Origin of the sequence: Bradyrhizobium sp. sGM-13, from assembly GCF_018398875.1 — a bacterium.
In the GTDB taxonomy this organism is placed as follows: domain Bacteria; phylum Pseudomonadota; class Alphaproteobacteria; order Rhizobiales; family Xanthobacteraceae; genus Bradyrhizobium.
The window spans coordinates 1-26,171 of sequence record NZ_JAGWDK010000049.1 but is presented as its reverse complement, the minus strand read 5'-3'; the positions used below and the strand labels follow the sequence as shown (position 1 = coordinate 26,171).

At 59.3% G+C, this 26,171-nt stretch carries 16 protein-coding genes and 5 pseudogenes; 7 read left to right on the top strand and 14 right to left on the bottom strand.

The window, feature by feature from the left end:
* Positions 1–111: 111 nt before the first annotated feature.
* Positions 112–2,412 carry an NADP-dependent malic enzyme gene (locus KJQ96_RS34785; RefSeq protein WP_213290734.1) on the top strand — a complete coding sequence of 767 codons (2,301 nt, stop codon included), beginning with the start codon at positions 112–114 and terminating at the stop codon, positions 2,410–2,412.
* 65 nt (positions 2,413–2,477) lie between these two features.
* Positions 2,478–2,967, top strand: a pseudogene (locus tag KJQ96_RS41855) (DoxX family protein).
* A gap of 293 nt (positions 2,968–3,260) precedes the next feature.
* Here KJQ96_RS41855 and sufB read toward each other — a convergent pair.
* The 5 genes and pseudogenes from sufB to KJQ96_RS34755 all read right to left on the bottom strand — a co-directional run.
* Positions 3,261–4,464, bottom strand: a pseudogene (gene sufB / locus KJQ96_RS34775) (Fe-S cluster assembly protein SufB); the annotation flags it as partial.
* Between the two features lie 228 nt (positions 4,465–4,692).
* Positions 4,693–4,887: a 4Fe-4S binding protein gene (locus tag KJQ96_RS34770; protein WP_108522955.1), complete on the bottom strand. Its 195-nt coding sequence runs from the start codon at positions 4,885–4,887 to the stop codon at positions 4,693–4,695.
* Positions 4,888–5,295: 408 nt separating this feature from the next.
* Positions 5,296–5,406: a sigma 54-interacting transcriptional regulator gene (locus KJQ96_RS34765; protein WP_108522956.1), complete on the bottom strand. Its 111-nt coding sequence runs from the start codon at positions 5,404–5,406 to the stop codon at positions 5,296–5,298.
* Between the two features lie 132 nt (positions 5,407–5,538).
* On the bottom strand, positions 5,539–5,748 hold the full coding sequence (locus KJQ96_RS34760; RefSeq protein WP_213255615.1) for a hypothetical protein: 210 nt from the start codon (positions 5,746–5,748) through the stop codon (positions 5,539–5,541).
* 28 nt (positions 5,749–5,776) lie between these two features.
* Positions 5,777–5,935, bottom strand: coding sequence for a hypothetical protein (locus tag KJQ96_RS34755; RefSeq protein ID WP_190242193.1), 159 nt, complete (start codon positions 5,933–5,935; stop codon positions 5,777–5,779).
* Between the two features lie 174 nt (positions 5,936–6,109).
* On the opposite strand from KJQ96_RS34755, the gene KJQ96_RS34750 reads away from it, so the two are divergent.
* Positions 6,110–6,337, top strand: a complete 228-nt coding sequence (locus KJQ96_RS34750) for a hypothetical protein (protein WP_213290733.1) — start codon at positions 6,110–6,112, stop codon at positions 6,335–6,337.
* 21 nt (positions 6,338–6,358) lie between these two features.
* Here the strand turns inward: KJQ96_RS34750 and KJQ96_RS41535 are convergent, their stop codons facing one another.
* Positions 6,359–6,481, bottom strand: coding sequence for a hypothetical protein (locus KJQ96_RS41535; protein ID WP_256441713.1), 123 nt, complete (start codon positions 6,479–6,481; stop codon positions 6,359–6,361).
* A 3,621-nt stretch (positions 6,482–10,102) separates the two neighbouring features.
* A complete protein-coding gene (locus tag KJQ96_RS34745) occupies positions 10,103–10,570 on the bottom strand; it encodes a hypothetical protein (RefSeq protein WP_213255620.1) in 468 nt (155 codons plus the stop codon).
* Between the two features lie 957 nt (positions 10,571–11,527).
* On the opposite strand from KJQ96_RS34745, the gene KJQ96_RS34740 reads away from it, so the two are divergent.
* The gene (locus KJQ96_RS34740; RefSeq protein WP_213255622.1) at positions 11,528–12,607 is read left to right on the top strand and encodes a hypothetical protein; all 1,080 of its coding nucleotides are present in this window, start codon (positions 11,528–11,530) and stop codon (positions 12,605–12,607) included.
* Between the two features lie 31 nt (positions 12,608–12,638).
* Here KJQ96_RS34740 and KJQ96_RS34735 read toward each other — a convergent pair whose 3' ends face one another.
* Together KJQ96_RS34735 and KJQ96_RS34730 are read right to left on the bottom strand one after the other, a co-directional pair.
* The gene (locus tag KJQ96_RS34735) at positions 12,639–14,603 is read right to left on the bottom strand and encodes a glycoside hydrolase family 127 protein (RefSeq protein WP_213255624.1); all 1,965 of its coding nucleotides are present in this window, start codon (positions 14,601–14,603) and stop codon (positions 12,639–12,641) included.
* Between the two features lie 279 nt (positions 14,604–14,882).
* Positions 14,883–16,974 (bottom strand): annotated as a pseudogene (locus KJQ96_RS34730) (prolyl oligopeptidase family protein).
* A gap of 1,128 nt (positions 16,975–18,102) precedes the next feature.
* Between KJQ96_RS34730 and KJQ96_RS34725 the strand changes: the two are divergent.
* The 3 genes and pseudogenes from KJQ96_RS34725 to KJQ96_RS34715 all read left to right on the top strand — a co-directional run bounded on the left by KJQ96_RS34725 (position 18,103) and on the right by KJQ96_RS34715 (position 21,939).
* Positions 18,103–20,762: pseudogene (locus KJQ96_RS34725) on the top strand (PAS domain S-box protein).
* Positions 20,759–21,433 (top strand): response regulator transcription factor, encoded by a 675-nt coding sequence (locus tag KJQ96_RS34720; RefSeq protein ID WP_108522965.1) that lies wholly within the window; start codon positions 20,759–20,761, stop codon positions 21,431–21,433. Before KJQ96_RS34725 ends, KJQ96_RS34720 begins: the two are co-directional and overlap by 4 nt.
* Before the next feature lie 116 nt (positions 21,434–21,549).
* Positions 21,550–21,939: a response regulator transcription factor gene (locus KJQ96_RS34715; RefSeq protein WP_057852051.1), complete on the top strand. Its 390-nt coding sequence runs from the start codon at positions 21,550–21,552 to the stop codon at positions 21,937–21,939.
* Between the two features lie 553 nt (positions 21,940–22,492).
* Here KJQ96_RS34715 and KJQ96_RS34710 read toward each other — a convergent pair.
* The 5 genes and pseudogenes from KJQ96_RS34710 to KJQ96_RS34695 all read right to left on the bottom strand — a co-directional run.
* Positions 22,493–23,317: a hypothetical protein gene (locus tag KJQ96_RS34710; RefSeq protein WP_213290732.1), complete on the bottom strand. Its 825-nt coding sequence runs from the start codon at positions 23,315–23,317 to the stop codon at positions 22,493–22,495.
* The gene (locus tag KJQ96_RS40765; protein WP_213290731.1) at positions 23,302–23,826 is read right to left on the bottom strand and encodes a transposase; all 525 of its coding nucleotides are present in this window, start codon (positions 23,824–23,826) and stop codon (positions 23,302–23,304) included. The genes KJQ96_RS34710 and KJQ96_RS40765 overlap by 16 nt, the downstream gene beginning before the upstream one ends.
* Positions 23,827–23,829: 3 nt before the next feature.
* Positions 23,830–24,066 carry a hypothetical protein gene (locus KJQ96_RS42295; RefSeq protein WP_375293238.1) on the bottom strand — a complete coding sequence of 79 codons (237 nt, stop codon included), beginning with the start codon at positions 24,064–24,066 and terminating at the stop codon, positions 23,830–23,832.
* A 59-nt stretch (positions 24,067–24,125) separates the two neighbouring features.
* Positions 24,126–24,972, bottom strand: a pseudogene (locus KJQ96_RS34700) (IS110 family transposase); the annotation flags it as partial.
* A 206-nt stretch (positions 24,973–25,178) separates the two neighbouring features.
* A partial coding sequence (locus KJQ96_RS34695) for a thioesterase domain-containing protein (RefSeq protein ID WP_213290730.1) occupies positions 25,179–26,171 on the bottom strand: 993 nt, incomplete at its 5' end.

The following is a 26,171-nucleotide window of genomic DNA, read 5'->3' as shown; positions in this document are numbered from 1 at the left end:
TCATCCACCGTTTGAATCACGACGCTTGTTCTTCGTCGAGAAAAATCCGATTACTTGGACAGGCTCCTAGCACAGAATTAGAAGCTTCGGGTCAGGAAACGCGAGAGTAGCATGTCATCCCATTCTGAAGATCTCCTTTCGGCGGCGCTGGCTTATCACCGGCTGCCACGACCCGGTAAGCTCGAAATCCAGGCGATCAAGCCGCTCGTCAACCAGCGCGACCTTGCGCTCGCCTATTCGCCCGGCGTTGCCGCCGCCTGCACCGAAATCGCCAAAGACCCCGCTGAGGCCGCCTCGCTGACGGCGCGTGGCAATTTGGTCGCCGTGGTCAGTAACGGCAGCGCCGTGCTCGGCCTCGGCAACATCGGCCCGCTGGCGTCCAAGCCCGTCATGGAGGGCAAGGCGGTCCTGTTCAAGAAATTCGCCGGGATCGACGTCTTCGACATCGAAATCGCCGCCGACACCATCGAGCGCGTGGTCGAGACGGTGGCGGCGCTGGAGCCGACCTTCGGCGGCATCAATCTCGAGGATATCAAGGGACCGGAGTGTTTTGAAATCGAGGCGCAGCTCAAGGAGCGCATGAAGATCCCGGTGTTCCACGACGACCAGCATGGCACGGCCATCATCGTCGGAGCTGCGATCACCAATGCGCTGCTGCTGAACGGGAAAAAACTTCAGGACGTCAAGATCGTCTGCTCCGGCGCCGGGGCCGCCGCGATCGCGTGCCTGAACTTGCTGGTCTCGCTCGGTGCGCAGCGCAAGAACATCTGGGTCTGCGACATCGACGGCGTGGTGCATGAGGGCCGCAACACGCTGATGGACCGCTGGAAGGCGGTCTATGCGCAGAAGACCAGCGCGCGCGTGCTGGCGGATGTGATCGGCGGCGCCGATATCTTCCTGGGGCTATCGGCACCCAACGTGCTGAAGCCCGAGATGGTCCAGTCGATGGCCGACCAGCCGCTGGTGATGGCGCTGGCCAATCCGAACCCGGAAATCATGCCGGACGAGGCGCGCAAAGCTCGCCCCGACGCGATGATCTGCACCGGGCGTTCCGACTTCCCAAACCAGGTCAACAATGTCCTGTGCTTCCCGTTCATCTTCCGCGGCGCGCTCGATGTCGGCGCCACCGGGATCAACGAGGAAATGAAACATGCGGCCGTCGAGGCGATCGCGCAACTCGCGCGCGATCCGCCGTCGGATGCGGTGGCGCGCGGGTTCGACAGCGGCGAGACGCAAGGTTTTGGGCCGGGCTCGCTGATCCCGAGCCCGTTCGATCCGCGGCTGATCCTGCGCATCGCGCCGGCGGTGGCGAAAGCCGCGATGGAATCCGGCGTGGCGACGCGGCCGATCAAGAATTTCGACGAATACACCGCGTTGCTCGAACGCTTTGCGTTCCGCTCCGGCCTCGTCATGAAGCCGGTCTTCGCGAAAGCCAAGACCCAGCCGGTCCGCGTGATCTATGCCGAGGGCGAGGACGAGCGCGTGCTGCGTGCGACGCAGGTCGTGCTCGAGGAAAAACTGGCGCGGCCGATTTTGGTGGGGCGTCCCTTGGTCGTCGAGGCGAGGCTTAAGCGGTTCGGCCTCTCGATCAAAGCCGGGCAGGATTTCGACCTCGTCAATCCCGAGGACGATCCGCGCTATCGCTCCTATGTGCAGACCTATATCGACGTCGCCGGCCGGCGCGGAGTCACGCCCGAAGCCGCACGTACCGTGGTACGCACCAACAACACCGTGATCGCAGCCCTTGCGGTGGTCCGCGGCGAGGCCGATGCCATGATCTGCGGCGTCGAAGGCCGCTATATGAGCCATCTGCGCCACGTCCGCGAGATCGTCGGTTTCCTGCCCGGCGTCAGCGATTTCGCGGCGCTGTCGATGATGATCACCACCAAGGGTTCCTATTTCATCGCCGATACCCAGGTGCGGCCCAACCCGAGCGCCGAAGAGCTCGCGGAGATGGCTTCGCTTGCGGCGATCCATGTGCATCGGTTCAACATGAAGCCACGCGTCGCGTTCGTGTCACATTCCGACTTCGGCAGTTATGATACGGATTCCTCGCGCAAGATGCGCCGCGCCACCGCGCTGCTGAAGGAAAAGCATCCGGAGATCGAGGCCGATGGCGAGATGCAGGGCGATACCGCGCTCTCGGCCGCGGCGCGCAAGCTCGTGCTGCCGCATTCCAACCTGGAAGGCGATGCCAACATCCTGATCATGCCGAACCTCGACACCGCCAACGTCGCTTACCAGATGATCAAGACGCTGGCGGACGCGCTGCCGGTCGGGCCGATCCTGATCGGGCCGGCGCGTCCGGCGCATATCCTGACCCCGGGGGTGACGGCGCGCGGCGTGCTCAACATGACGGCGGTTGCTGCTGTCGAAGCTCAGGAGCGCGCCGGCCGCCCGCAACTCGGCTAATTGAAGGCGGTCGCCTTCCGGGCGCAGGCGGATTCGATTTGATCGCGGAGAGCGGACCGACCATAATCGTTCCGCTCCTCCGTCCGCTCTTCCCGCATCCTCACTGCAGTGAGGTCCACCAGCCAGCGTTCGTTACCTTCGGGCCGTTCGCGACTACACGGGGGCGACGAAGCTGTTCGGCATACAGCAGACCGCCGATCTCATCGCGACCAAATTTTCAATTCCCGAGGCGTTCGCGCCCTACACCGCGCCGCTTGAGAGCGCGACCGGAATGCCGACGCCGCAACCTCTGGCGGTTGTGGTCGGCGCGCTCGAACTCATCACGGGGCTGATGATCGCGTTGAACTTTGGTGCGCGCTTCTTTGTGTTTGTTTTGGTCTTCTATCTCGGATCTCGACTTGCTATTTCTACGACTTCTGGAATCAGCCGGCACCTGGCAACGCCCAGGTCCTGATCGATGCCTTGAAGAACCTCGCGATCATCGGCGCGCTGTTCATGATCGCAGGCTATGGCCGCGGGCCGAAGAATGACGAGGCGGCCTACGGGGACGTGTAGGCCCGCCGGCTCTCGGTTTTGCCCGACAGGCAGATGGCGACTGAGGATCGGCAGGCCACCGTGCCCGATTGGGGCGCTCCCGTGCTCAGATGAAAGAGGGCGCCCCCTGCTGCACAGCGTTGCAGCATCTGTCCCAGATCTATGTCCCTCTCGCGCCATTGTTGCCGTGAGACCACACATGCGGGTGCGCTCGAGGTGGACGGCTCGATCAGCGCATCAAGCAGCCTCACGGTGAACGGCGGCCCGCCTTCGGAAACGGTTCGGTCGGCGGCACACAGGTCAATTCAGGCGGCAAGGAGCGAGTCGCAGGCGGTAAGTTGCGTGCGCCCGTCGCCTTGCGGTGAGCAGTTACCAGGCCGCGATAGGTGTTTTGCGACACGCCAGCCGCAATGCCCTTGGAGATGATCCGGCTCGACGTGTTCTTGCCGAGATGGACCATCTTGGTGCCAGAATCGACCTGCTGGTGACCGTTCGAGATCGCGATCGAGTAGAACTCGCCGCGCGAATTGTCGCCGCGCAGGATGCAGCTCGGATATTTCCAGGTGATCGCCGAACCGGTTTCGACCTGGGTCCAGGAGATCTTCGAATGGTTGCCGCGGCAGTCGCCGCGCTTGGTGACGAAATTGTAGATGCCGCCAACACCTTCCAAATTGCCGGGATACCAGTTCTGCACCGTCGAATATTTGATCTCGGCATCGTCGAGCGCGACGAGTTCGACCACGGCGGCATGCAACTGGTTCTCATCGCGCTGCGGTGCGGTGCAGCCTTCGAGATAGCTGACGTAGGAGCCCTTGTCGGCGATGATCAGTGTGCGCTCGAACTGGCCGGTATTGCGCTCGTTAGTGCGGAAATAGGTCGACGGCTCCATCGGGCAGCGCACGCCCGGCGGCACGTAGACGAATAAGCCGTCGGAGAACACCGCCGAATTTAGCGTCGCGAAGTAGTTGTCCGAGGTCGGCACGACCGATCCGAGATACTGCTTCACCAGATCGGGGTGCTCGCGAATCGCCTCCGAGATCGGCATGAAGATCACGCCGGCGGCCTTCAGCTCCTTCTGGAACGTGGTCGCGACCGAAACCGAGTCGAACACCGCGTCGACCGCGATCTTGCGATTGGCCGACGGCTCGCCGCCGGGCGGGGGCTCGACACCTTCGAGAATGGCGACTTCACGCAAGGGAATGCCGAGCTTCTCGTAGGTCTTGAGGATTTCAGGATCGATTTCGTCGATCGAGGACAGCGTCTTCTTCGGCTTCGGCGCCGCGTAGTAGTGAATGTCCTGGTAGTCGATCTTGGGGTAGTTGACGCGCGCCCAGGTCGGCTCGGTCATGGTCAGCCAGCGGCGATAGGCCTCCAACCGCCATTCCAGCATCCAGGCCGGCTCGTTCTTCTTCGCGGAAATGAAGCGGACGGTGTCTTCCGACAGACCCTTGGGGCCTTTTCCGATTCAATGACCGTCTCGAAACCATATCGATACTGGTCGACGTCGATGCGGCGCACCTGGTCGACCGTCTTCCGTACGGCTACATTGCCCGCTCCGCAAGGACAACTCCGCCCATTTCCGACGAGGGCTGCGCCGTGCCTGCTTCGATCCATAGGCGATCGCGCTAGCCGCACGCAGTTCGAGGCCGGCGATCAGGCCAATCGGGCGACCCATCAGAGAAGTTGCCGCCGCCGAGAGAGTCTCAATCTTGCTGCGCGTCACGGCCCCACTCATCGGCCGCTCTTCTATGCCTGCACGCATGTGTCGGGCACCGGGCAGACAACAGCGCATTGCGGCGCGTCAAAATCACCCTCGCATTGGGTGCACTTCTTCGGATCGATTACATAGATGTCGTTCTTGAGGCCGATTGCTGCGTTGGGGCATTCGAACTCACACGCGCCGCAGACGGTGCACTGGGAGGCAATTATCTTGTAAGCCATAAACTCCGATTCCTTGGGCAGGCGACGCGGGACGGCTTCTTTCTTTCAAGGCTCGTGCCAAACGCCGAGCTTTGATTTATCTCGGCTATTTTCCGTCTCGCGCGTGTCCTGGGCCAGACAGCGTGTCGCGACCACAACACTCGGCTCACAGGCGCCTGATATGAATGCCGTACTTCCTGAGCGCGTAGCTGGTCTGGCATGGGGTTAACTCGAGGAGGCGAATCGCCCTCCGCCCGCGCCCAGCCCGACTTCTCTACGCCCGCGATAACGGTGTCGCGGTCGGTAATTTTCGCCCCGCTCCCCGACGCTGATGCCATGGTAGAGGTCTGCGCGGTACTTGTTTCGCGCCACCGCCTTTGGAGAGTGCGGTTGATGGCATCAGTGACAGTACGGCGACCTTGATAGTCTCTAGTCGCCGACGCGCTGGAACCCCTGCTCCTGCAGGAGACAGAGCAGCTTCTGGGGGAGTGGCGAGATCTCACCGATCTCGTCGAGAAACGGCGTTGCCATGTCAGCCATTCGATATTCCTTGAGCGGAGTTCAGCGCTCCGATGAAAGGCCTCTTCTCTTGGGCGGACAATTCCGATCCAGCACCGTCTCAGGCAGCGGGGGCGACAGCTCGTGCACGCGTGGCGACCAGTTCCTCGCCGGTCACGGAACGCCCCGCAACAGTACGATCGTGTTGGACTTGGCAACGACCGCGATCTTCTCGATCTGGCCGCAGTGACGGTGCTGATGACGCTTGAAATGGACCTTCTTGCCGTCGCGGGTGGGCTTCAGCTCTGACAGCCTCTTCTGTAGCCCCGAGCGCGGCGCCAACAATTGCCCGCAGTCGCGCGCGAGCAGGCAATGCAGCTTCACGGTTGGCCGACCAGATTGGCTATGATGGCTAGAGGGCGGCCGTCGGAATCGATCGATCGTCCAGCACCCGATCTGCCCGCAACCGTTGCACCATTGCGAAGTGAACGATGCGCGCATCTTTGAAAGCGCCGAGTGCATCCATATTGTCGGGGCAAAACACCGGATGTGCGGCGATCGCAAAAAACATTGGCCCTTATCTGCTTATTTCCTGCAAGGTTTTAGGCCAGCGTAAGCGACGCGATAGCCCTCGGACTTTTGCGCAACGTCGCGTTCGCAACAGATTGGCGGATTTGAGACAAGCCGAGGGTTTGCTTTCGGACAGAAAGCGCGTGCTGCACGCCCGCCTGTGATCCGGGGCAAGATGGCCTTTCATGACGCGCTGTTTGCCGACACCGCGCAGATGGAAGATGTCGTCGGTGAGCGCGTCCATGATACCATGCAGATGCTTAAAGCGGTTCGCGCCGACTGCAGTAGGCGGGGGCAGGTCCTCGTCTCCATGTCGCAGACGAAACCCGGCAGGATCGGCATCGTCGACGGAGACGGATGGACCGATGCTGCCGACGCCATTGCGAACCGGCTGGTGATCTAGGCGCGGAAACGCTTTGTCTACTCAAACTTCGCCGGCCGTTGGCGGGCGCCAGTCGAAATCGGCACGCGCATCTACAAGGATCTCGTAATCGGCCATCTCCGGCGGGCCGGTGGTGGCCTCGCGGGACGGTGTGCTGCGCGGCATCTCCCGTCACGGCAGCGATGTTCGTTCCGGTGTCAAACTCTTGGAGATCGATCCGCGCGGCCGGTTGGCGCAATGGTCTGGCATCGACAGCCGCGGCCGGGCGGCACAGGCTCCGAATTGACCACACAGCCTCAACGTCAAAGGAAATGTGGTTGCTAAGAGCCGTTCAAAGGCGGAACGCAGTTCAAGCAGGCGCTTCTCAACGACTTTTCGCTCCGCATCAGGCAGCTCGGTTTGAAGCAATCTACGACAACGCCAAATGTCGTTCCGCACGGATTTGATCTCACTTAAGCTATCATCAATCGAAGTCATCCCGGATGCCTACTTAGTTTGGAACTACTGACCAATCGTGCCATTCTTCAGCAAGGGGCAGTACATTTGCCTCGCGGCCCGATCGCGAATGATTCGGTGTGCGCGAGGCTTGCATCGATCGATACCACCTCATCGCAGCGTGTCTGTCGATAGAACGCTGCGGCTCGTCAGCAGCAGTGCAGTCAGGCCTGCTGAAACGAGGCCGCCGCGTGGCCAATCCCCGCGTGGCGGCGGGCCGTTCTTCTCGTCCAGCTGCTTCAGCGCCGCCAGCATGTCGTCCAGATACAGTCTATGCAGGATAAGCGTTACCTCGCGAAGCGCCGGGGAGAATTGACCATACATATCCAAGGGCCATGACGATAGGATTACGCGCTTCTCGTCTGAAAAAAAGGAGGCATCGTTCAGCACATCTTCGGATGAACCGTAGTGCGAGTGCGATACCGGGTGGATTTTGGGCTGGCACTGTGGTGAGCGGCAAGGGAACTGACTGTGGCGCAAACTTCGCGCGTTGAGCGACGCGGAGGCAGCCAGCGCATCGAATTCTTCTCTGGACTGGATGTCGACATGGACGAGACGATCTGGTTGTGGACGAAGGTAAAGCTGTTGGCTGATCGGGACGCCATCGAAAGAGCATTGAAGCCATTCCTTGGCCGGCTACGCGCCGCCCCCGGGAGTGCCAGAGCGCTTCGGTCTTCCGCTAAATGAACTGAGCTCCCCAAGAGCGCGATGAGGGCCTGGACGCTCTCGACCAATTAGAAGTTGAAATCTATTCTGGCTTCCGCATCCTGGCCATCGTCGATGACTTCACGCGCGAACGTCTTGCTTATCGTTGATACGTTCGTCGCCAGTCTTGCGGGTCGCGCGCGAGCTCAACGCTGTGATTGCATTCCACGTTTGTCCAGCGATGATCGTCCCCCGCGGCACCGAGCTCACCAGCATGGCAACGGGCTGGTCGCAGCACCGGCAGATCGAGTGGCACTACATCCCAGCGAGCCGCAGTGATTCCTTCGTCGAACTGTCACATGACCTCATCATATCTCCTGTATTCGTCGGTGTGACCGTCCCCAACCCGACTGCCACACTCACTCGACGGAAGGGGCCATCGGGTGCCGAGTTCTATGTTTTTTTTGGAAACACTGGCTGGGTAGGCCGGAGCCCGCATGAACAGGTTCTATTTTGTGGAGTAGCATCATGACGCCTGCAAAATCCGCGCAAAATAAAGTATGTGCTGAGTTGAGAGGTGTTTTGGAGCATGCTGTCCGGATAGTGCCCGAAGCGAGGCGGACGTCTTCGTTGAAGGCATGCCTTGCCGAGAAGGTCTTAACTCTGGCCGCAGGGGGTGAATCGGATCCAACTATCTTGGCGCGTGTCGCGGTGCGGACAATGCAGGAATCCTGTCGTAGCTGCTACGGATGTGAAGGGTAGTGACCTGCGCGCGATATCTTGCGTATCGCCCGCGCACTTGAACTGCTTCACTGGCGGCCGAAGGCGGATTCGCCCCGGTAATCGGTCCCGCAACAGCGATGGTGTGATTTCCTGGGGTCGTCAGGATCGCTTTGGTCTTGGGTTCGCGGCCTCAAAGTCCAGATCATTTTCCTGCCGGCAGCGATTGCAAAGCTCGTCATCAATAATATGCGAAGGCGAGCGCTGGCGACAGAAGATCGCACTATCAGCGTGGCTTCTGCCGCGTTGATTGATCAGCGACGCAGTCACTCTCGCATTCGCGCCGATTAACCCGCTCTTGCAAATCTCGAAGCCTCTCAGTGCGATTGCCATCCATGTCGAACCAAAACGTCGGCTAGCTCGCGGCTGGCCTTGACGTCGACCAATTGCCCTCCCCTGCCCGCGTCCGGCAGCTGGTAGGTGCCGTGGGAAAGTCCTGCAGGAACGGCGAAACAGAAATCAGGTCGCTGCGTGATATGCCTCTGAACCGCTTACCGGGTGGGACGATTCCGGACGACTTACGGCCGGTTTGGCGGCGTCCAGGGCGGGGCAGAGTCAGCATCGTCACGCAACTCGTGCGCTGTGCGCGCATTCAAATCAACAAGTGACTCAAGGCCGCCGTAGATGTCTGGCGACGGGCCCTGGCAGACGACGACGGTCCGGCGGTTCCAGCGCCGGCGCAGACTTAGCATCGTCACGCAAATCGTGCGCTGTGGGCCCATTCAAATCAACCAGTGACTCAAGACCGCCGTGGATGTCTGGCGACGGAGCCCTGACAGACGGTCCGGCGAGGTCCAGCGCGGGCGCAGGGTGAGCATCGTCACGCAAATCGTACGGTGTGGGCGCATTCAGGTGAACCAGTGGCTCAAGACCGCCATAGATGTCTGACAACGGAGCCCCGACAGAAGGGTCCTGATCGCCCTCCATTGCGGGCAAACCCGATTGCTCGCGGCCTTGCAACCCCAGCGCCTGGTCCGCGTCGACCGTTTGTAGGTAGTTCCGAAGGATCGCCAAATCCCCGTCCATTAGTGTTCGATTTCGACCCGATCCCCTGAACACCGTAACGTCTTCCTGAAACGCGTACTGGTGCCGCTGACTGCCGCTGACTGCCGTTGAGCCGGCCAACGAGCTCCCCCTATTCTCCTTTTTCAGCCAGTCACTGAGCGCGCGAAGACGGGTAGCCCGCATATGAATAGGCCTCCTCTGCTCACCAGTCGAGGCTCCAACGTCGCGCGCGGCGTGCCACAACGCCTCGTTGATCAGGCGGGCATCTAGGGGATAGGGATCTAGGGCGCGAGGGGCTCGACCGAGTAGGTCGTCTAGCGTCGGGAGTGTCCCGGGCAGGAGCTTGTTCACCGACGACACGACACTCCGGGGACCACCACCATTGGTGATATAGTCCCGCATATCGGCCACAAGGGAATCGTGGTCAAGCCGGCCCGCTATTGGAGCCCTATTGTTCTAGCGAAGCCAGATGCTTCGATCTTGTACATCAGTTCGCGCGTTCGTGACGCAACGCTCGGGTACGCCTTTGTCGCGGGCTGCTCGCTTGGCTTCGCGAATAAGCGCCACGTCCTCCCCAAAGGCCTGGCTGTAGCCGCGCCTGGACCTGCCCGAGCCCGAACCGTCTCGCAGTCCGCTCACGCGCTCTTCAAAGCTGGCTTGCAGGCTCGCCGCCCCGATCCGCGGCATCCAAAAGCTGCTCCTGGTCGACACTCTGCGCGGGCCAGTGGGCGGCTGAACCCATTCCCTGCCAAAGCTCCGGCGCATCGAATCTGTCGGCCAGCACCGGGCCGCCCCGATCCGCGGCACTACCCAAAAGCTGTTCCTGACCGAAACTTTGCACGGGCGCATGGGCCGCCGGCCCTAATGGCAACCGCGAACTGCCTCCCTCCTCGCGCGAAGTGCCCTGCCCGCGCTCTCGCGGTACTCACGAAGCCTGTTCAACGCATAGATGAGTTTGTTGTCGCTCGGAAACAACCTCTTAGCGTGGCCGACCAGCGAATCGTGACCAAGCATAGCAATCGAGGAAGGCCGGAGTGCTGCAGATAACTTGCGAAGATTGCTAGAATAATTTTCGGCGGTTTTCCGGTCGATCGCTCGACCAAAGCCTGCTTCGGCCGCCGCCCTGATGAGGCGGTCATCTTCTTTGGAAGCGCGATAATGTGTTGTAATGGGGCGAGCGGCGGCACCGGGCTCACGATATCGACTAAGCATTGACAACGCGGGGACGATTACCTTGTCTTTCGGAAACAGCCGTTTAGCGCGATCGAGCAACGACTCGTCATCGAGCATAGCAATAGTTTGGCCAGAACGCTTGAGCACATCAGCCAATTTGCGAAGATGATGATCATAAATGCCGACGGTGACGGTGCTCGGCGGCGTCCCCCGATCACGGGCTGCATCGGCCGCTGCTTGGATGAGGCGATCGTCTTCCTCAGAGATATCGAAAACTCTCTGTCGGGATTAACGGCATCCATCTGAGGCAGCTCGTCCAAATGCTGCGCAAAATCCACTTGCTGCTGTTGCGGCTGTTGGACCGTGGAGTTGTAGGCAGCAAACTCTCTGTCGAACGGATTGATTTTGTTAAATGGGGCCATGTTCCCGTCCGATTGGAGCCGTTTCGCATATCTGAGCAGCGTTCGCTCTCGACCTCCCACGCTACTATCGTTAGCTTTCGAGAAGCTGACGCGGTTTAGAGAAAATAGAATATGAGCCAATGGCCAAAGCGTTCTTTCTGCGGGTGCAGCAGGATCGGTGTCTGCCGAAGAAAGGCTCCTATGAGCATGAGAGAGTTTTGAGTCGGGAAGGGGAAAGCAATTGCAACCTCCGTTTGCCGCTCCGCTAGCAGCCCAGTACGGGGCAGCGGATCGCCCTATGGCCGTGCAGGCCATCATGCTGAAGTCGAAATCAAAATGATGAGCCTTGCCCGGCCGATGCTTGCGCTGCGGCTGAGCTCGGTAGATCTTTCGGGTGCCTGGGCCGCAGGCGCCGCAGCGAGCCACGACGGCGAGCGCGACTAGAAAGGAGAGAGCCCTATCGCCCCCACGGCTCTGACATCCTGTAGTGGTGCTGTTGCAGGCCACGAGTCGTCCGCTTCGTGGCGGAGGGTGGATCCGCGCCGCCGATGCAGGTTCGTGGGGCGCTCTCCTCCGCAGTGATGGCAGCTGAGCGGGAAGCGATCGAAAAAGTTTGGGCGTCAGTGGCATTCCTTCTCTGACTCGTCAGCTTCTCGAAAGCCGCCCCCCTTACAAAAATAGGACCGATGCACCTATGCTCGCGGGGAACACAATGAATATCGATACACCGAACACTGCAGAAGACTCCGTTCAAGCTTACGGTCTCCTGCGGCAGCATCAACGGGCGCCGGAACAGCCGGACGACCTGAGCGGACAAACCAGGTCACCAGCACACCCGTCCGCGGACCAAGCGAACTTTGAGCAGCAGCTAAGTGACCTTCGGCCAATCCACCAAACGTCTGATTCAGCTACCGCTTTGACAGATTCCGAAGTTGGATCGCCCTCGATCATGACGAAAGGCAATCTGGGAGCGTGCGCTATCCAGGAAAGCGAACGGTGCCCGGCCCCATCGTTCATCCGAGGGCGCGCCGAGCTTGCCGCATCACTGGCCGGAGCGAACGTTGAGGCGCTCAGGAACGAGATCAGGCTGGCTGAGCAGCGAACAGCACAGTGGCCAAGAACAACCGGATCTTCCGCGGGCAGTATCGATGGCGACCGCATTCTCGAGGACGTGTTGGCATCATCGTATCTGCCGCTACACCGTTTTCAGAACGAGGACATCGATTGCGAGCCGCTCCTAGAGAAGGAGGTGAGTGCCATCGCGCATGTGCGTTCCTTAGCGGATTTGCGTGCTCACGCTAGCCCGCATGTTTCTAAGGCCGCTATCTGCTCGGACGACGAAAGGGAGGACGAAATTGATATGGCGCGCCTCGCTGCATTGCACACCCAAGGCGTTACAGAGAGTGCTTTTGTGTCATTGTGCGAGGACCCCTCACGACTGCTCCTTTCAAAGGACGAGACCGAGCATGGCGCGAAGGCAATTGCAGAGAACGCTAAGAAGTTACACACCTACACGGTACCGAGTGTCACCGCTTGGCCGACCAAAAAAATCAACGGTATTTTAGAGCGCGGCCATGCTCCTGGAGATGAGGAGTTGCGAGTTTGGGTGAGGGGAATACCGACCGAGGAGACCGAGGTCTTGTTTCTGGGCGGCAATCTAGCTGACTATCGGACAGCCAGCGTAGATAATCCGAACACGGCTGACGCACTGCAAGATGGTCCGCCCGTCAAGAAAGCAAGGGTCAGCTCCGATGCGCCCGAGATGATACGGCATCATCACGGCCAAACTTGATCGCACTTGACGCGCGACTCAGGCGTTCGCGTCAACGCTCATTAATCCAAATCCGCATTTCGCCTTCGCCGCGGTTAGCCCAGCTGAACCACGGAATGAATGTCAGCGGCTGCAGTTGTAGCTGTCCGGGCACTTTGTCGTACTGATAAAGCGCCCTTTCTTCAGAATGCGTGTGTTGCAACCTGGCCCCATCAGCCTGCAGCAAAATCTTGTCGCTAAAGAGACCAGTGCCTTCGATAAGCGAAAACCGGCTTTCTGCAGGAAGCCAAACGTTGTGTAACTCGGTCCCGTTGTCGGCTTCTTCCAGACAATAAATCAAAGGGCCACGCTGGATAGCCACCTTGCCCGCCAAATTGCGAAGTTGCGGATGACCGTATACGCGGCGTACTTCCATCGGCAGCGATAGTTTGACCCGATCTCCCTGCCGCCACGTGCGGTGAATGTGCAAATAGCCCTTGCGCGACTCGCAATTGACAGGTTCGCCGTTCAGGGTCGTCTCCGGCGCGCTGCACCATGCCGGCAGGCGCAGGGCGAGCGTGTGGGCGATTGGCTGTGCAGATTCCACAGCGATTTCCACCTCGTCCCTCCAAGGATAGTTGCCGCTCATGAGCAACCGCAGCGTATGCCCGCCGACCGATACCGCCACGCTATTGCCAATATAGAGATTGATATAGAGCGCGTCGGAGCATGGCGTATAGATGTAATGACCAATTGATGTGAAGATGCGTGCGATGTTCGGCGGACAGCAGGCGCAGCCAAACCAGCGTTGCCGCACCGGCCTGACATGACTGTAGATGCCATTGGACCGCAGCGTTTTGGGATGAACTTCGAGCGGGTTAACATAGAAATAGTGACGCCCATCAAAAGCGATACTGCCCAGGACCGTATTGTAGAACGCGCGCTCCATCACGTCGGCATAGCGACTGTCCACTTCCATCTCCAGCATACGGCGCGCGAACATCATCAGGCCAATCGACGCGCAACTTTCCGCGTACGCAGTATCGTTCGGCAGATCGTAATCACTGCTGAACGCTTCGCCGAAGCTTTGCGAGCCGATACCGCCGGTGATATAGATCTGGCGCTGCACCATGTTTTGCCATAGCCGCAGGCAAGCCTGGCGTTGCTGCTCGTTCTGACGCAGCCGCGCGAGATGAGCGACCGCAGTCATGAGGTATACAAACCGAACCGCATGACCGGTTGCGGTCCGCTGTTCCGAAATTGGCAGGTGCGCCTGGCTATAGGCTTTATTTTTCACCGTCAAGGGCACGCCAGATGATTTGACGTGGCAGGATTGCCGGCGTTTCTCGTGTTCTATGTCATAGAAGTGCGGCTCTGTGCCGCGTTGCTCCACGAAATAATTGGCTAGCGTCAGATATCGCTGCTCCTGCGTTACTTCGTAGAGGCGCGTCAATGCAAGTTCAATTTCTGGATGGCCATCATAGCCGTGTAACTGATCGCGCTCCGGGCCGAAAACTGTGCCGAGATGGTCAGCAAGCTTGCAAACGACCTCCAGCAGGCGTCGTTTGCCAGTAGCCAGAAAGAAAGCGATACCCGCTTCAATCAAGTGGCCGGCACAGTAAAGCTCATGGCATTCGGCTAGGTTGCTCCAGCGGTCCTGAGGCGCCTTTAGCATGAAATAGGTGTTGAGATAGCCGTCGCCGCATTGGGCGGCCGCAATCAATTCAATCAGCTCATCGGCGGCTTTCTCCAGGTCCGGATTGGGTGTCTGGCATAGCGACCAAGCAAGCGCCTCTAGCCATTTTGCGACATCACTGTCCTGAAAAACCGTGCCGTAGAACTCCCCCTTCGCACGTCCGGCGGCAATACGGAAGTTTTCTACCGCGTGGCTCGGTGTCGCTGCGGGATTGCGGTCGTTCAGCGCGTCCCATTGATAGGGAATCGCCACTTCCGTCACCAAGTGCTGGCATTTCCCAATCAGCGGATCCGAGACCTGTAGGTCGTGAAGATTGACTTCGGCCACATCCCGCTGATTCATCTCGTTTCTCCTTTGTGTGGGGCGAACGGGCGCCTAGCTCAGGCAAGCCAGCTCGCCATGATCGTTGTTGAGGTTGCGGCCTCGAAATTGGCGGCTGCGCAATCGTATTCTCCAGGCGAACGTTGAAGCGCTAGAAATGGAAAGGCTGCCCCCGATGCCGCTGGACGGCGTAGGCCTCAGAAAGGGCTGGTCAAACCGAGCTTCTTTCCAATCTCCTACCGCTGAAATGTCATGCAACAATCACGCTGGAGTCTGTGGGATCACAAACGTCGGGCCGGCCTAAGCCTCGCCGTCAAGCCAGCCGATCTTGCTCTTCAGGAACCGAAAGCCCAGCACCTCGAAGCCGGCGCGCTCCCTGTTGTCCCGGCTGTAACCATGGCCGCCCTCCGCCGGCTCGTAGAAATAGGCCTCGTAGCCCATCGCCTGGAGCTTCGCGGCCATCTTGCGCGCGTGTCCGGGATGAACACGCACGCCGCGTAGTGGCGATCAGGATCGGCGGGTATTTTTGGCCGCGCTTGGCGGCATGATACGCGGAATAGGTCTTGAGCCACTCCCAGTCATCGAGCTTGTCAGGGTCCCCATATTCTGCAATCCAGCTTGCTCCTGCCAGAAGCTTGGTGTAGCGGCGCATGTCGATCAGCGGGATCGTGCAGAACAGCGCGCCGAAGCGTTCCGGATAGCGCGTCAGCATATTGGTGATGAGGATGCCGCCGTTCGATCCGCCCTGGGCTGCGATCCGCTTCGGCTCCGTCACGCCGCGACGCACGAGATCGGCGGCAACGGCAGCGAAGTCGTCGTGCGACAATTTCTTACCGCCGAGTCGGCCGGCATCGTGCCAGCGCGTACCGAACTCGCCGCCGCCGCGTAAATTCGCCTGCACCGTGGTGCCGCCGCGCTCGAGCCAAAGCTTGCCAAGCGCTGAATTATAGTACGGCCTCACCGAGATCCCAAAGCCGCCGTAGCCGCTCATATGGACGGGCGCATCGCCCGTCTCGTCGGCCGGACCGGTCTGTACATAGGGGATGCGCTCGCCATCAACCGAAATGGCCTCGTGTTGGGTGACCACCAGCCCATCCGCGGTAAAGGTCTTCGGCGCCTGCTTGAGCACGGTCGGATTGCCGACGTTATTCTCGATCAGCATAAGCGAAGCTGGCGTGAGCGGATCCTGGCTCACGGCGAGCAGGTCGCCATTGCTTTCCGATGGATCCCAATCAAGGCGCCAGAGGTCGACGACCCCGATGTCGGGAAGCCCGCGCAGTTGCGCGCGGGTCCACCCTTTATCGGATGGCGTGCAGATCTCGAAGGACGGCCGCAGCTCGTTGAGAACGGAGAGCACAAGCTTGCCTGCACTCCAAGAGAATCCCTGCAGCGCGCGGCGCGGGCCCGGTTCGAAAAGAACCTCGAACTGAGGGTTGCCTCCAAGGAACGCCGCCAACGAGGTGACGAGCACCGTATCCGCGGCATAGGTCCGCTCCGCCACAGACCAGGATTCGCGCGGCTTGATGGCAAGCCAATCGCGATGGGGGAGCATCCAGACGTTGCTTGGCAAATTGATTCTAGTCGTGGCACCGGATTCGTCACCGAGCCAGCGGGCAAAATTGAAGGCGTCCACCCCATCGACGAACCACATCCGCGGCGGCGCAACGGTGTGGTCGACATCGCAGCCGGCTCCGACATGATCGGCTGCGATCTCAAAGATCACCGGCGCTTGATCCGCCTGCGTACCGCGACGCCACAGCCTCACCGTACGCGCATAGCCGGAGGTCGTCGCCATGCCCTGCCCATGAGAGCTCGACAGCACCAGCGTATCGCGATCGAGCCACTCAACCCCGCCCTTGGCTTCCTGCAGGACGAAGCCATCGCTGACAAATGTCTTCGCGCCGGTATCGAACTCACGCAAGGTGACGGCATCGCTGCCGCCGCGCGATAGGCTCAAAATCATCCGTCTATGATCGCCGGCCAGTGAGGCCGTCGCTTTCAGAAGCCAGTCTTGGCCTTCGCTGATAGCGAGCTGATCGATGTCGAGCAGAACTTCCCATGACGGCTTCGGCATGCGAAATTCTTCCAGAGAGGTTCGTCGCCAGACGCCGCGTGGATTGTTGGCGTCCTTCCAGAGATTGTAGAGGTAGCCGCCGCGCCGGCTGACATAGGGGATATTGTCGGGTCGGTCATAAATCGAGGTCAGCGCATCGCGATCCCGCTCCAATGCCGCGCCGCCAAACACCTGCAGCGTCTTGCCATTCTGCCACTCGACAAATTTCAGCGCCCGCGCGCCTTCGATCAGTTCCAACCACAGATAGGGATCATCATCTGGAGCGGAAGGCGTGGGCTTTCCAGCCAGCGACTTTGTCGTCGCGCTTGCTTTGATCACGCTTCACTCCATCCCTGGCATTGACGCGCACTCCCGACATGGCACCGCATCAAAGCTTTCACATATTTCATCCGTAGTTCCTTGATCTGGCCGCCGCGCGGCGTTCATTTAATGCTGATTGCCATGTCTGCGTCAGTTCCATCCACTGCTGAAGTTGGTAGTTGATTTGGGCGCGCTCTGACGCATCACATCCTCAATCCTTGGACCCCAAGCTGCCGGTGGCAACTTCATCTTCGATGCCAGCTCGGCTTGTGGCGAGTGGGACGATATTACCGAGCGGCTTGGGCGACACCGTAGATGATAACCGCTGCTGCAAAGCGCCACTCCAAACCGCCTTAAGACACTAAATGCTGGTCGGCTCCGGGCCAAACAGGTCGGAGCGCAATCGATAAGATCTAACAATACAGAAGCAGCTCACTATGCGTGGTCGCGTTGGTGTGGCTATCTTGAACGAACTCTACTCGACTGCGGCACCGGCCTTCACCTGCCGGAACGATACGGGTCGTACACGACAATCGGTTCAACCGGTGGCGCAAGGCGGCTATCTGGGATCGGTCTGATGAATGCTGTCGTCAAGGCTCACGATGGCAGTTCGATTGTAAGCATCCATCAGCACGCCTCCGGGCCAAAAAAAGAGTGGAGATCGTTGTGTGGGCCGAAGCCGAGGAGGCCTCACCACCAAGACCCACGCGCGGGTCGACACGAAAGCCGCGCGGTCCCCCTCCAAGATCTCGCCCGGTGCGGTCCACAGCGCCTGGCCGACGCCCAACTCGAGGCCTAGATTTAGGAGACTGGCCAACATAGGCATGTCGCCAAAGGCTTCCCGTGATTGATACTCGGTTTCGAAGTGCCGGCCTCGCTTGTTGCGCTCTACCGGTTCTACGCGCACTGCCGTGTGGGTTCTAAGAAGGTCTTGATGGCCGCCTCAATCGGCAAATTTTTGGCGAAGCTTCTTTCGGCGTCATCAAAGCCGGGGAGCACGGAAGTCGCTCTTCCGCGTAAGCCATTGAGATAATGGCTGAATTGCGCCGAGGCATGATAATGCTAGCGCTAGCTGCTGAAAATCAGCGCCAGGGCCGGGTTAAAACATTCGTATAGTTCTCCAGCTCCTTTCGATAGTTTAGGATCATGAGTAACCAGCTTACTAAGTTCAGGTTCGGACGCTCAGCCACGCAGTTTTTCGCGCTGGCGTTGATGACGCTAACTTCGTTGTACCTTCACGCCCATTCGCCGCGACGGCGTTCGGCTATTTGGAAATGATATTGGTGTTTTCTCTGATGGGCAGCCTCATAGCCTCTGCCATGCTTTTCATCTTGCCGGTCGCTGCTTTGGCCTACTTCTTTGCGCCGCCCACTTTCAATCTGAACGATCCGCAGGATCTTCCTGTGGTTGTGGCCTTTCTTGTTGCCTCAATTGTTGGAACGCACCTGATCGGAAAAGTCCGCCGAGAAAGGGAGGTTGCGCTTGAGGCCGCGGCCGGGCTCCGGCGCAGCGAGGCTGAGTTGCGCGACCGCGAGAAACAGTGGCGCGAAATCTTCGAGCATAACCCGGTCATGCAATTCACAGTCAATGCCACCGGAATGGTCCTGAACGTCAACACGTTTGGCGCAACACAGCTCGGCTATGCGCCCTCGGAGCTTGTCGGGCATTCCGTGCTGAAGGTATTTCTGGAAGAAGATCGTCCGTTTGTTTGCGAGCGCGTCGGGCTGTGCATTGAAACGGTCGGCCAATCGCACACTTGGGAGATCCAGAAGATCAGGAAGGATGGCTCGGTGCTGTGGGTGCGCGAAAACGCCAAAGCCATGCAGTGGGCAGAAGACAAGCTCGTCGTCCTTATCGCTTGCGAAGATATCACCGAGCGAAAGCGGACGGAAACTGCCCTGCGGCGGAGCGAAGCCCATCTGGCCCAGGCGCAGGAATTGAGCCGCACCGGCAGCTTCGGCTGGAACGTCGCCACCGGCGAGGTCCACTGGTCAAAGGAGACCTTTCGTATTTTCCAATACGATCCGTCGACGAAACGGATCCCGCAACTCGTCGTTGATCGAACCCATCCAGAAGATCGGGCTGCCGTGCGAGAGACCATCGAACGAGCGCTCCAAAACGAAGAGGATTTCGAGCACGAATACCGACTGCTGATGCCGGACGGCTCGGTGAAGCACCTCCACGCGCTGGCACGAGCCATTAGAACCGCCTCTGGTGATATCGAGTTTGTCGGCGCAGTGACGGATATTACGGCTGCAAAGCAGGCGGAACAGCAGTTGCGTCGTAGCGAGGCCTATCTGGCCGAAGCCCAGCATCTCAGCCACACGGGCAGTTGGTCCTGGGACGTCGACCGTCTCGAATTTGTGTATCGCTCCGCCGAAGTCGATCATCTGTTTGGCTTCGATCCGGAACAGGCTGTATCGATAGAGACCATCCGGTCGCGCATCCATCCAGACGACTTGCCGCGGCTTCAGGAAGTGCCACGCCAGGCCATCAAAGACAAGGGAGGGCACTTCGAATATGATTTCCGAATCCTTCTTCCAGATGGCGCGATTAGGCGCATACATTCCGTTGCGCACGCCGTGGTCGGCAGCGATGGCAACGTCAGCGAACTCATCGGAACGCATATGGATGTTACCGAGCAACATGCGGCCAGGGAACGACTGGAAAGAGCTCTTGCTGCGTTGCGCGAAAGCGAGCAGCGGTTTCGCGACTACGCCGAAACGGCCTCCGACTGGCTCTGGGAGACCGGACCGGACCACCGGGTCACCCGCTTGTCGGAGCACACCAGCGCAGCAGGCATTCTGGCCACAGAGGTCGTCGGCCTGCTTAGCTGGGAAATTGCGCGCGATGTCGAAGCAGAACCCGAGAAGTGGCGGCAGCATCGGGCGACACTCGATGCACGTCTTCCATTTCGCGATTTCATCTATCGCACCGTCACCCAGATGGGATCTCCAATTTACGTCCGGACCAGCGGCAAGCCATTTTTTGATGCTGCCGGCAATTTCCTCGGCTATCGCGGCGTCAGCACCGACATCACCGCAACCATCCGCGCAGATCAGGCCGAACGAGAACTGCGGAAGGCACAGGCAGAGCTCGCGCACGTGACGCGCGTGACGACGCTGGGCGAGCTGACAACCTCCATCGCCCACGAGATAAGCCAGCCGCTCGCCGCCATTATCACCAATGGCGAGGCTTGTCTGGGTTGGCTTGGTCGCGAGACTCCTGATCTTTCGGAGGCGCGCTGCTCAGTGGAGTGGATCATCGAGGACGGGATTCGGGCGAGCGAGGTGATCCGCCGCATCCGCGCGCTTGCGAAGAAAGGCGAGATCGAGATGGTGCCGGTCGATATCAATGACATCGTCAAGGAGGTAATCGCGCTGGTGACACGCGAGCTGGTCAGCCATCAGGTGTCGTTCCGGACCGAGTTGACGCCGGCCCTCCCCGTGATCCTGGGTGACCGGGTTCAACTGCAACAGGTGATCACAAATCTGGTGATGAACGGGATTGAGGCCATGCAGACGGTCAGGGACCGGCCGCGCGAACTGGTGATTCGGTCATCCCAGGACGATATGGGACGCGTGCACCTTGCCGTGACTGATTGTGGTGTCGGGATCACCGAGGACGACGCGGATCGCGTATTCAATCCCTTTTTTACCACTAAATCAAGCGGCCTTGGAATGGGGCTTTCGATCTGCCGTTCGATCGTGGAGGCTCACGGAGGGAGCCTGTCGATCGCCCGCAAGCAAGAGCCGGGTGCGACTTTTCAATTCGCCCTTCCGTTGCATAAAGAGGTTGTGTCGTGACCGGGCGCTCCGACTCGCCGCACCAAGGCGTGAAGACCGAGGAGCCGAGCGGAAGGGCGATCGTGTTCGTGATCGACGACGACGTCTCAATGCGTCGTTCGCTCGCGAATCTTTTTCGATCGGTGAACCTGGACGTTGCTGCGTTCGGATCGGCGCAGGAAATGCTGCAAGGCAACCTTCCGGAGGTTGCCAGCTGCCTCGTCCTTGACGTCAGGCTTCCTGGATTGAGCGGCCTCGAGCTGCAGACTGAGCTAGCCAAGTTGAACCTTCACATTCCGATTATTTTCATTACTGGCCATGGCGACATTCCAATGAGCGTCAAGGCCATGAAGGGTGGAGCGGTCGATTTTCTTACCAAGCCGTTTCGCGATCAGGAGCTGCTTGACGCTGTCGTCGCTGCGACCGAACGGGATCGCAAGAGGCGGGAAGTTGAGAAGACGGTTGCGAACTTGCAGTCCTTGTTCGAGACCTTAAGCCCACGGGAACAGGCAGTGATGAAACTGGTCGCTGCCGGCCTGATGAACAAACAAGTAGCCGCAGAGCTCGAGCTCGCCGAAATGACCGTCAGGATCTATCGCGGACGGGTGATGAAGAAAATGGGCGCACGGTCGCTGGCCGATTTAGTCAGAATGGCTGAGACCCTCGGAATTTGTGCCAACCACCCCGAATGAGCCTAAGTATGAGTTTACATTTTCATCCCGCAAGCCCACCTTGGTCCACAAGCCTACCCTTTGTCCAGGCGGCTATGCTTCGGCAAGCGCCTTTCCCGCGTTAGGAGGGGATCGTCTTGTCCACGCCTCCGCTCATTTCCATCGTCGATGACGACGGGTCGGTCCGTGCTGCGATAAATAATCTTTTGAAATCCCGCGGCTATATCGTCCATACATTTGTGTCGGCCGAGGAGTTCTTGCGCTCGCCCCATCTGAACGGAACATCGTGTGTGATTGCGGATGTGCAGATGTCGATTATGAGCGGCTTGGACCTGCTGACACATATGCGGGCCCAGGGTTACAGTGCACCGTTCATTTTCATCACTGCCTTTCCCGATGATCGCGTTCGCGCCCGTGCGCTGAGCGCCGGAGCGATTTGCTTCCTGGCCAAGCCCTTCGCTGGACGGCACTTGATCAGGTGCCTCGATACCGCACTGGATAAGTATCGCGGCGGAGCCAGCGCATGAGACGATGAGCACGCAGTCTGCTCAAAGTTCGGATCTGATTTGTGAGCGCGGCCCGCGGACCGCGCGCTTTGCCATACCACAAGGTCGATGAGGACCTCGGCCTCACGGCTCAACACGTCAGCAATCCTTGGCGATCGGGTTCTTTTATTGACATTCTTCGTTCGCTATTCGTCACCTTGCTTGCGGCCGGCCTCCATCGTGAGTGCTTTGAGGTCTCCGATGAAGCCGTCCGGCCAGTCCTCCGTTGCACTAGCTAGTTTCTGTCGCGAAACACCTGCATTTGTGTTGAGGGCGCCATTTCCTCGATAAAACCGGGGCGAATTAGCAGTAGATGCTAGCATTCGCCATGTGTTTTGACGCGAGTTTCGTCGCGATTTCATGAGGCGTCCGGTAGACGGTGCAGTGGTTGCACTGAAGTGCAGCGGATAAGATTTCCGCCGCAAGCGAGGGACTTGAAGGGATATTGTCAGGCGGCTTTTCGTCTGCGCGATGATCGGTCCGCCAACAGGGCTGCGATCTTCATGAGGTTGTTGGCGAGCACGGCGGCTGCAACTCATAGCTCGAAGCGCTCGCGACCTTCGGCGAGACAACGCTTCATGCCGCGACTGCGGAACAATACCGAGATGCGCCCCTCGATGCCGGCGCGAAAGCGCTGGCCGTCCTTGAACTCCCGGCTCTTCTCATAGGCTTCGCGTTCGGGCGCCTTGGTGCCGCCCCGCTGTGGGATGCACACCACCGTGACGCCTTCCTGCTTGCACGACATCACATTCTTCTCGCTGAAGAAGCCGCGATCCGATCCGTACAATTTGGGGACGTCGCCGAAGGTCTGCCTGTGGCGTACCAGCGAGATAACCACATGCTGTTCGTCGATGGGATTTCCGTCTAGCACGTCATACTGCGTGATCAAGCCGCGCGCGCTTTCGGCGAGGAAGACCTTGTGGCCAAACTCGATCGGCGACCGCGCCTTGCCGCGCTTGATGAGGTCCGTGTGGGGCTCAAAAATCGAATAGAGCTTCTCGGCCGTTGGAACTTGCTCGCCGTTAAGCACACGGCGGCGCGACTGATCTGTCACACGGTCTCCAAGACCACAAAAGTGCTCTATCTCTTTGCGCGTCTCCGCGATGGCCAGATCGGTGATCATATCTTTGCCGCGCGCTTTACGGGTTTGCCGGAGCGCCGTTCGTGCGCTTTCGATGACTTCCTCGGCAATGCCAATGAGTTCGCGATATGTCGCGGTCTGCTGATCCTGGCGCTGCCTTGTGGTCATTCGTTGGATCTCTTGCATCCGCCGCCGCGCCGATCGCGTCCGATCTTGGAACCCCTTGATACGCCGGCGCTCCAGCGCCGTGGCGAGGCGACCGATCAGGCGCGTGACCACGCGAACGACATCCCACAACAGCGTGTTGTCGGCGGATGATGAATGTCGGTCTGCACCACCGTGGTATCGACACGCAGCTTTTGGCCGTCTTCCAGTCCGAGCTCGACCGCCGCCCGCACCACCAGATCATTGATCGCCTTGAGCGTCTCGGGCGTGAGCCGATTGAAGCCGCGGTGGAACGCATCGTGTCGAGGCACTGGCAGACAATAGAAGTCCGTGAACTGGCGCAGCGTGCATCCGTCGGCGATCCGCTCACGTAATTCGCGATAGTTCCAGTTCTTGACGCGCATCAGAACCAGCGAGCGCAGCACCTGTTGCGGCGTCAGGCCGCTGCGACCCGTCTCGGCCTTCTTCAAACCCCGCGTCAGATCGCAGCGGACCTGGTCGATTATGTCCTTCTGGTCGTCAAGAAAATCGGAAATCGCCTGCAGCAACGGCTCAAGGCACAGGCCCTGACGCACCAACTCCCAATCAGCAAAACTGACCTGCCGCTCCGCTATCCGGGACACCGCTCAATCCTCGTCGCGCTTCGCAGCTCTGGCGCGTGCTCGCTTGAGCGCCTTGATATATCGCGGCGCCGCTTGGTGCAGCAGATCCTGCAGAGCCCGCCCGTTGTCCAGACTGCGCTGAACCTCCGGCACAAGCTCTTCCGGCACATAGACGGCAACACGATGCCCATTCGCCCGGCCGTACAGAACATAACTTTGATGCTGTTCGCCGGACTGGCACGCCGCGCAATTCTCGCGGATGCACCGGCTACGCCGCAGGCTCAGCGAACCGAGAAGCGCAGGCCAAAGATTCGCCGATTCACGGTCGCTGCTTCATACAACAGTCCGCGCAGATGATTGTCGCCGCGCCGATATGACCGTCATAATCGACTTCACCCGACTGGTAGCGTCTGGTCGTCAGACCGATCCAGGCGCCCACCGAGCGCGATTTTCTAAAGTTTCCCGGATCCTCGATCGCTGCAACGAAGGAGGAAGTCGTTACCGCGCCGATGCCAGGGATCGACGCAACCAACTGGCATTGCTCACTCGCGCGGGCTGAAGCAACAAGTTGCTTGCTCAATTCAGCGGCGCGGGCGCGCATGCCCCTCCAGGCATCGAGCAACGGCTTGATAATCTGCTTGAGGCCGGCATTGTTCGCCAGCAGGCTGCACACATGGCCCTCAAACACGCGTCCTGCCCCCTTGGGAACGACTAGATCGAACGTCTTCATCAGGCCCGGATCTGTTTGGACAGCTGGGTTGTCATCCTGAGCAGTTGGTTGCGCGCTGCGACCAGCGTGCGAACCAGCATGCTGTCAAAGCTCTTCACCCGCACCTCGCGGTAAGAGCCGACCTCGGCAAGATGCGAGAGCCCATCCGCGTCATTTGCGTCGGTCTTGTTTGGCGCCATATCTAGCGCCACCTTGGCGTGCCGCGCATCTATGCAAATCGCTGGCAATCCTTCCTGTGTCAGTGCGTGGTAAAACCAGACTGACAAGGGGCCCGTCTCGAACACGACGCGTTCCGCGTTCGATGCACGCTTGCGGATGACATCGGCTATCAGCTTGGGATCGGATGGGCATTTTCCGCGCCAGATCCGCTTGCCTCCTTTGCGTACCGAGACGATTGTATCTTTCAATGACGCGTCGAGGCCGATAAACTGCTTCATGGTTGTCTCCCGTTTGATGCTGGGCCCGGCGTCGAGTCGAGAGCCCGTATTTCATCCTATCGGGGGGCAACCACCTTAATCCAACGCATCACAACCGCGCCGGTGTCCCCACCCCCGCGATTACCCTATGTAATTGTAAGATCGGCTTAGCGCTTACACCCGATCACCTGCGACACCGCATATTCGGGTGGCCGAGCGCCTGTGATTCAAGCTCCCAAATTGGGGTTTAAGGCCGCTGATATGGATCGAGCCAGAACTCGGCGGTTCTCTGGAGCACTCATCATCGTCATGTGGTTGCCTGGAATTGGCACAGCATGAATGGCCGCTGCACTCAAAACTTGGTCCCAACCGCGTATGGGTGAACTGGCCTCTGTGGCATAAAACTGATGTATTTCAACTGGCAGGGATGGAACTTGGTATAACTGCAGCGCCCTTTGAAATTGGGCAATTCTTGCACACCTCAAAGCGTCAATTTCGAGATCATGATCTAGAGATAGCGCCCCAAGTTGCTGCGCCTTTTCAAGCAACTGGGCAACTGAACATTGTCTAGCAAAGTGCTCCAACACTTCGAACCGCTCATCATCCAAGGGCTTGAGAGACTCTAGCACCATTTCTAGTACTATTTGGGCTGGCGACATGCTCAATGGATTTGCAGGTAACGTAACATCGATGAAAGCCATGAATGACACAGTTTCATCGAGGCTTAGTAAGCGCTGGGCAATTGCGTAGGCCAAGAATGCCCCTGAGGAATATCCGGCGAAGCGATATGGGCCTTGCGGCTGAATCTCTTTGATCGCCGAGATTAGTTGCGAGGCTATCGCCTCAAGAGTTGGCGAACAAAGTTCATCGAAGGACGGCCATGGCAGAGCATAGACAGGACAATCTATGTCCATTTCTTTGACCAAACTGACGACATAGGAACAATCCCCCAAACCTGTGGGAACAAAGAAGAGTGGCGGTTGCGATCCCGTTACACGAACGGATAGCACTCCAGCTGCATTGCGGTGCGGCTGCTGCAACTCAACCTTCGACGTAAGTTTCTTCAAAACAGGGGCTTGGAAGAGGTCGGCGGCGCTGAGCTTCAGCCCAAGATCGAGCGCTCGACTGAGCAACCGCACCGCCAAGAGCGAGTGGCCGCCCAGCGCGAAGAAGTGGTCGTTCCGTCCGACCCGCTCAACACCCAGAAGCTCGGCCCAGAT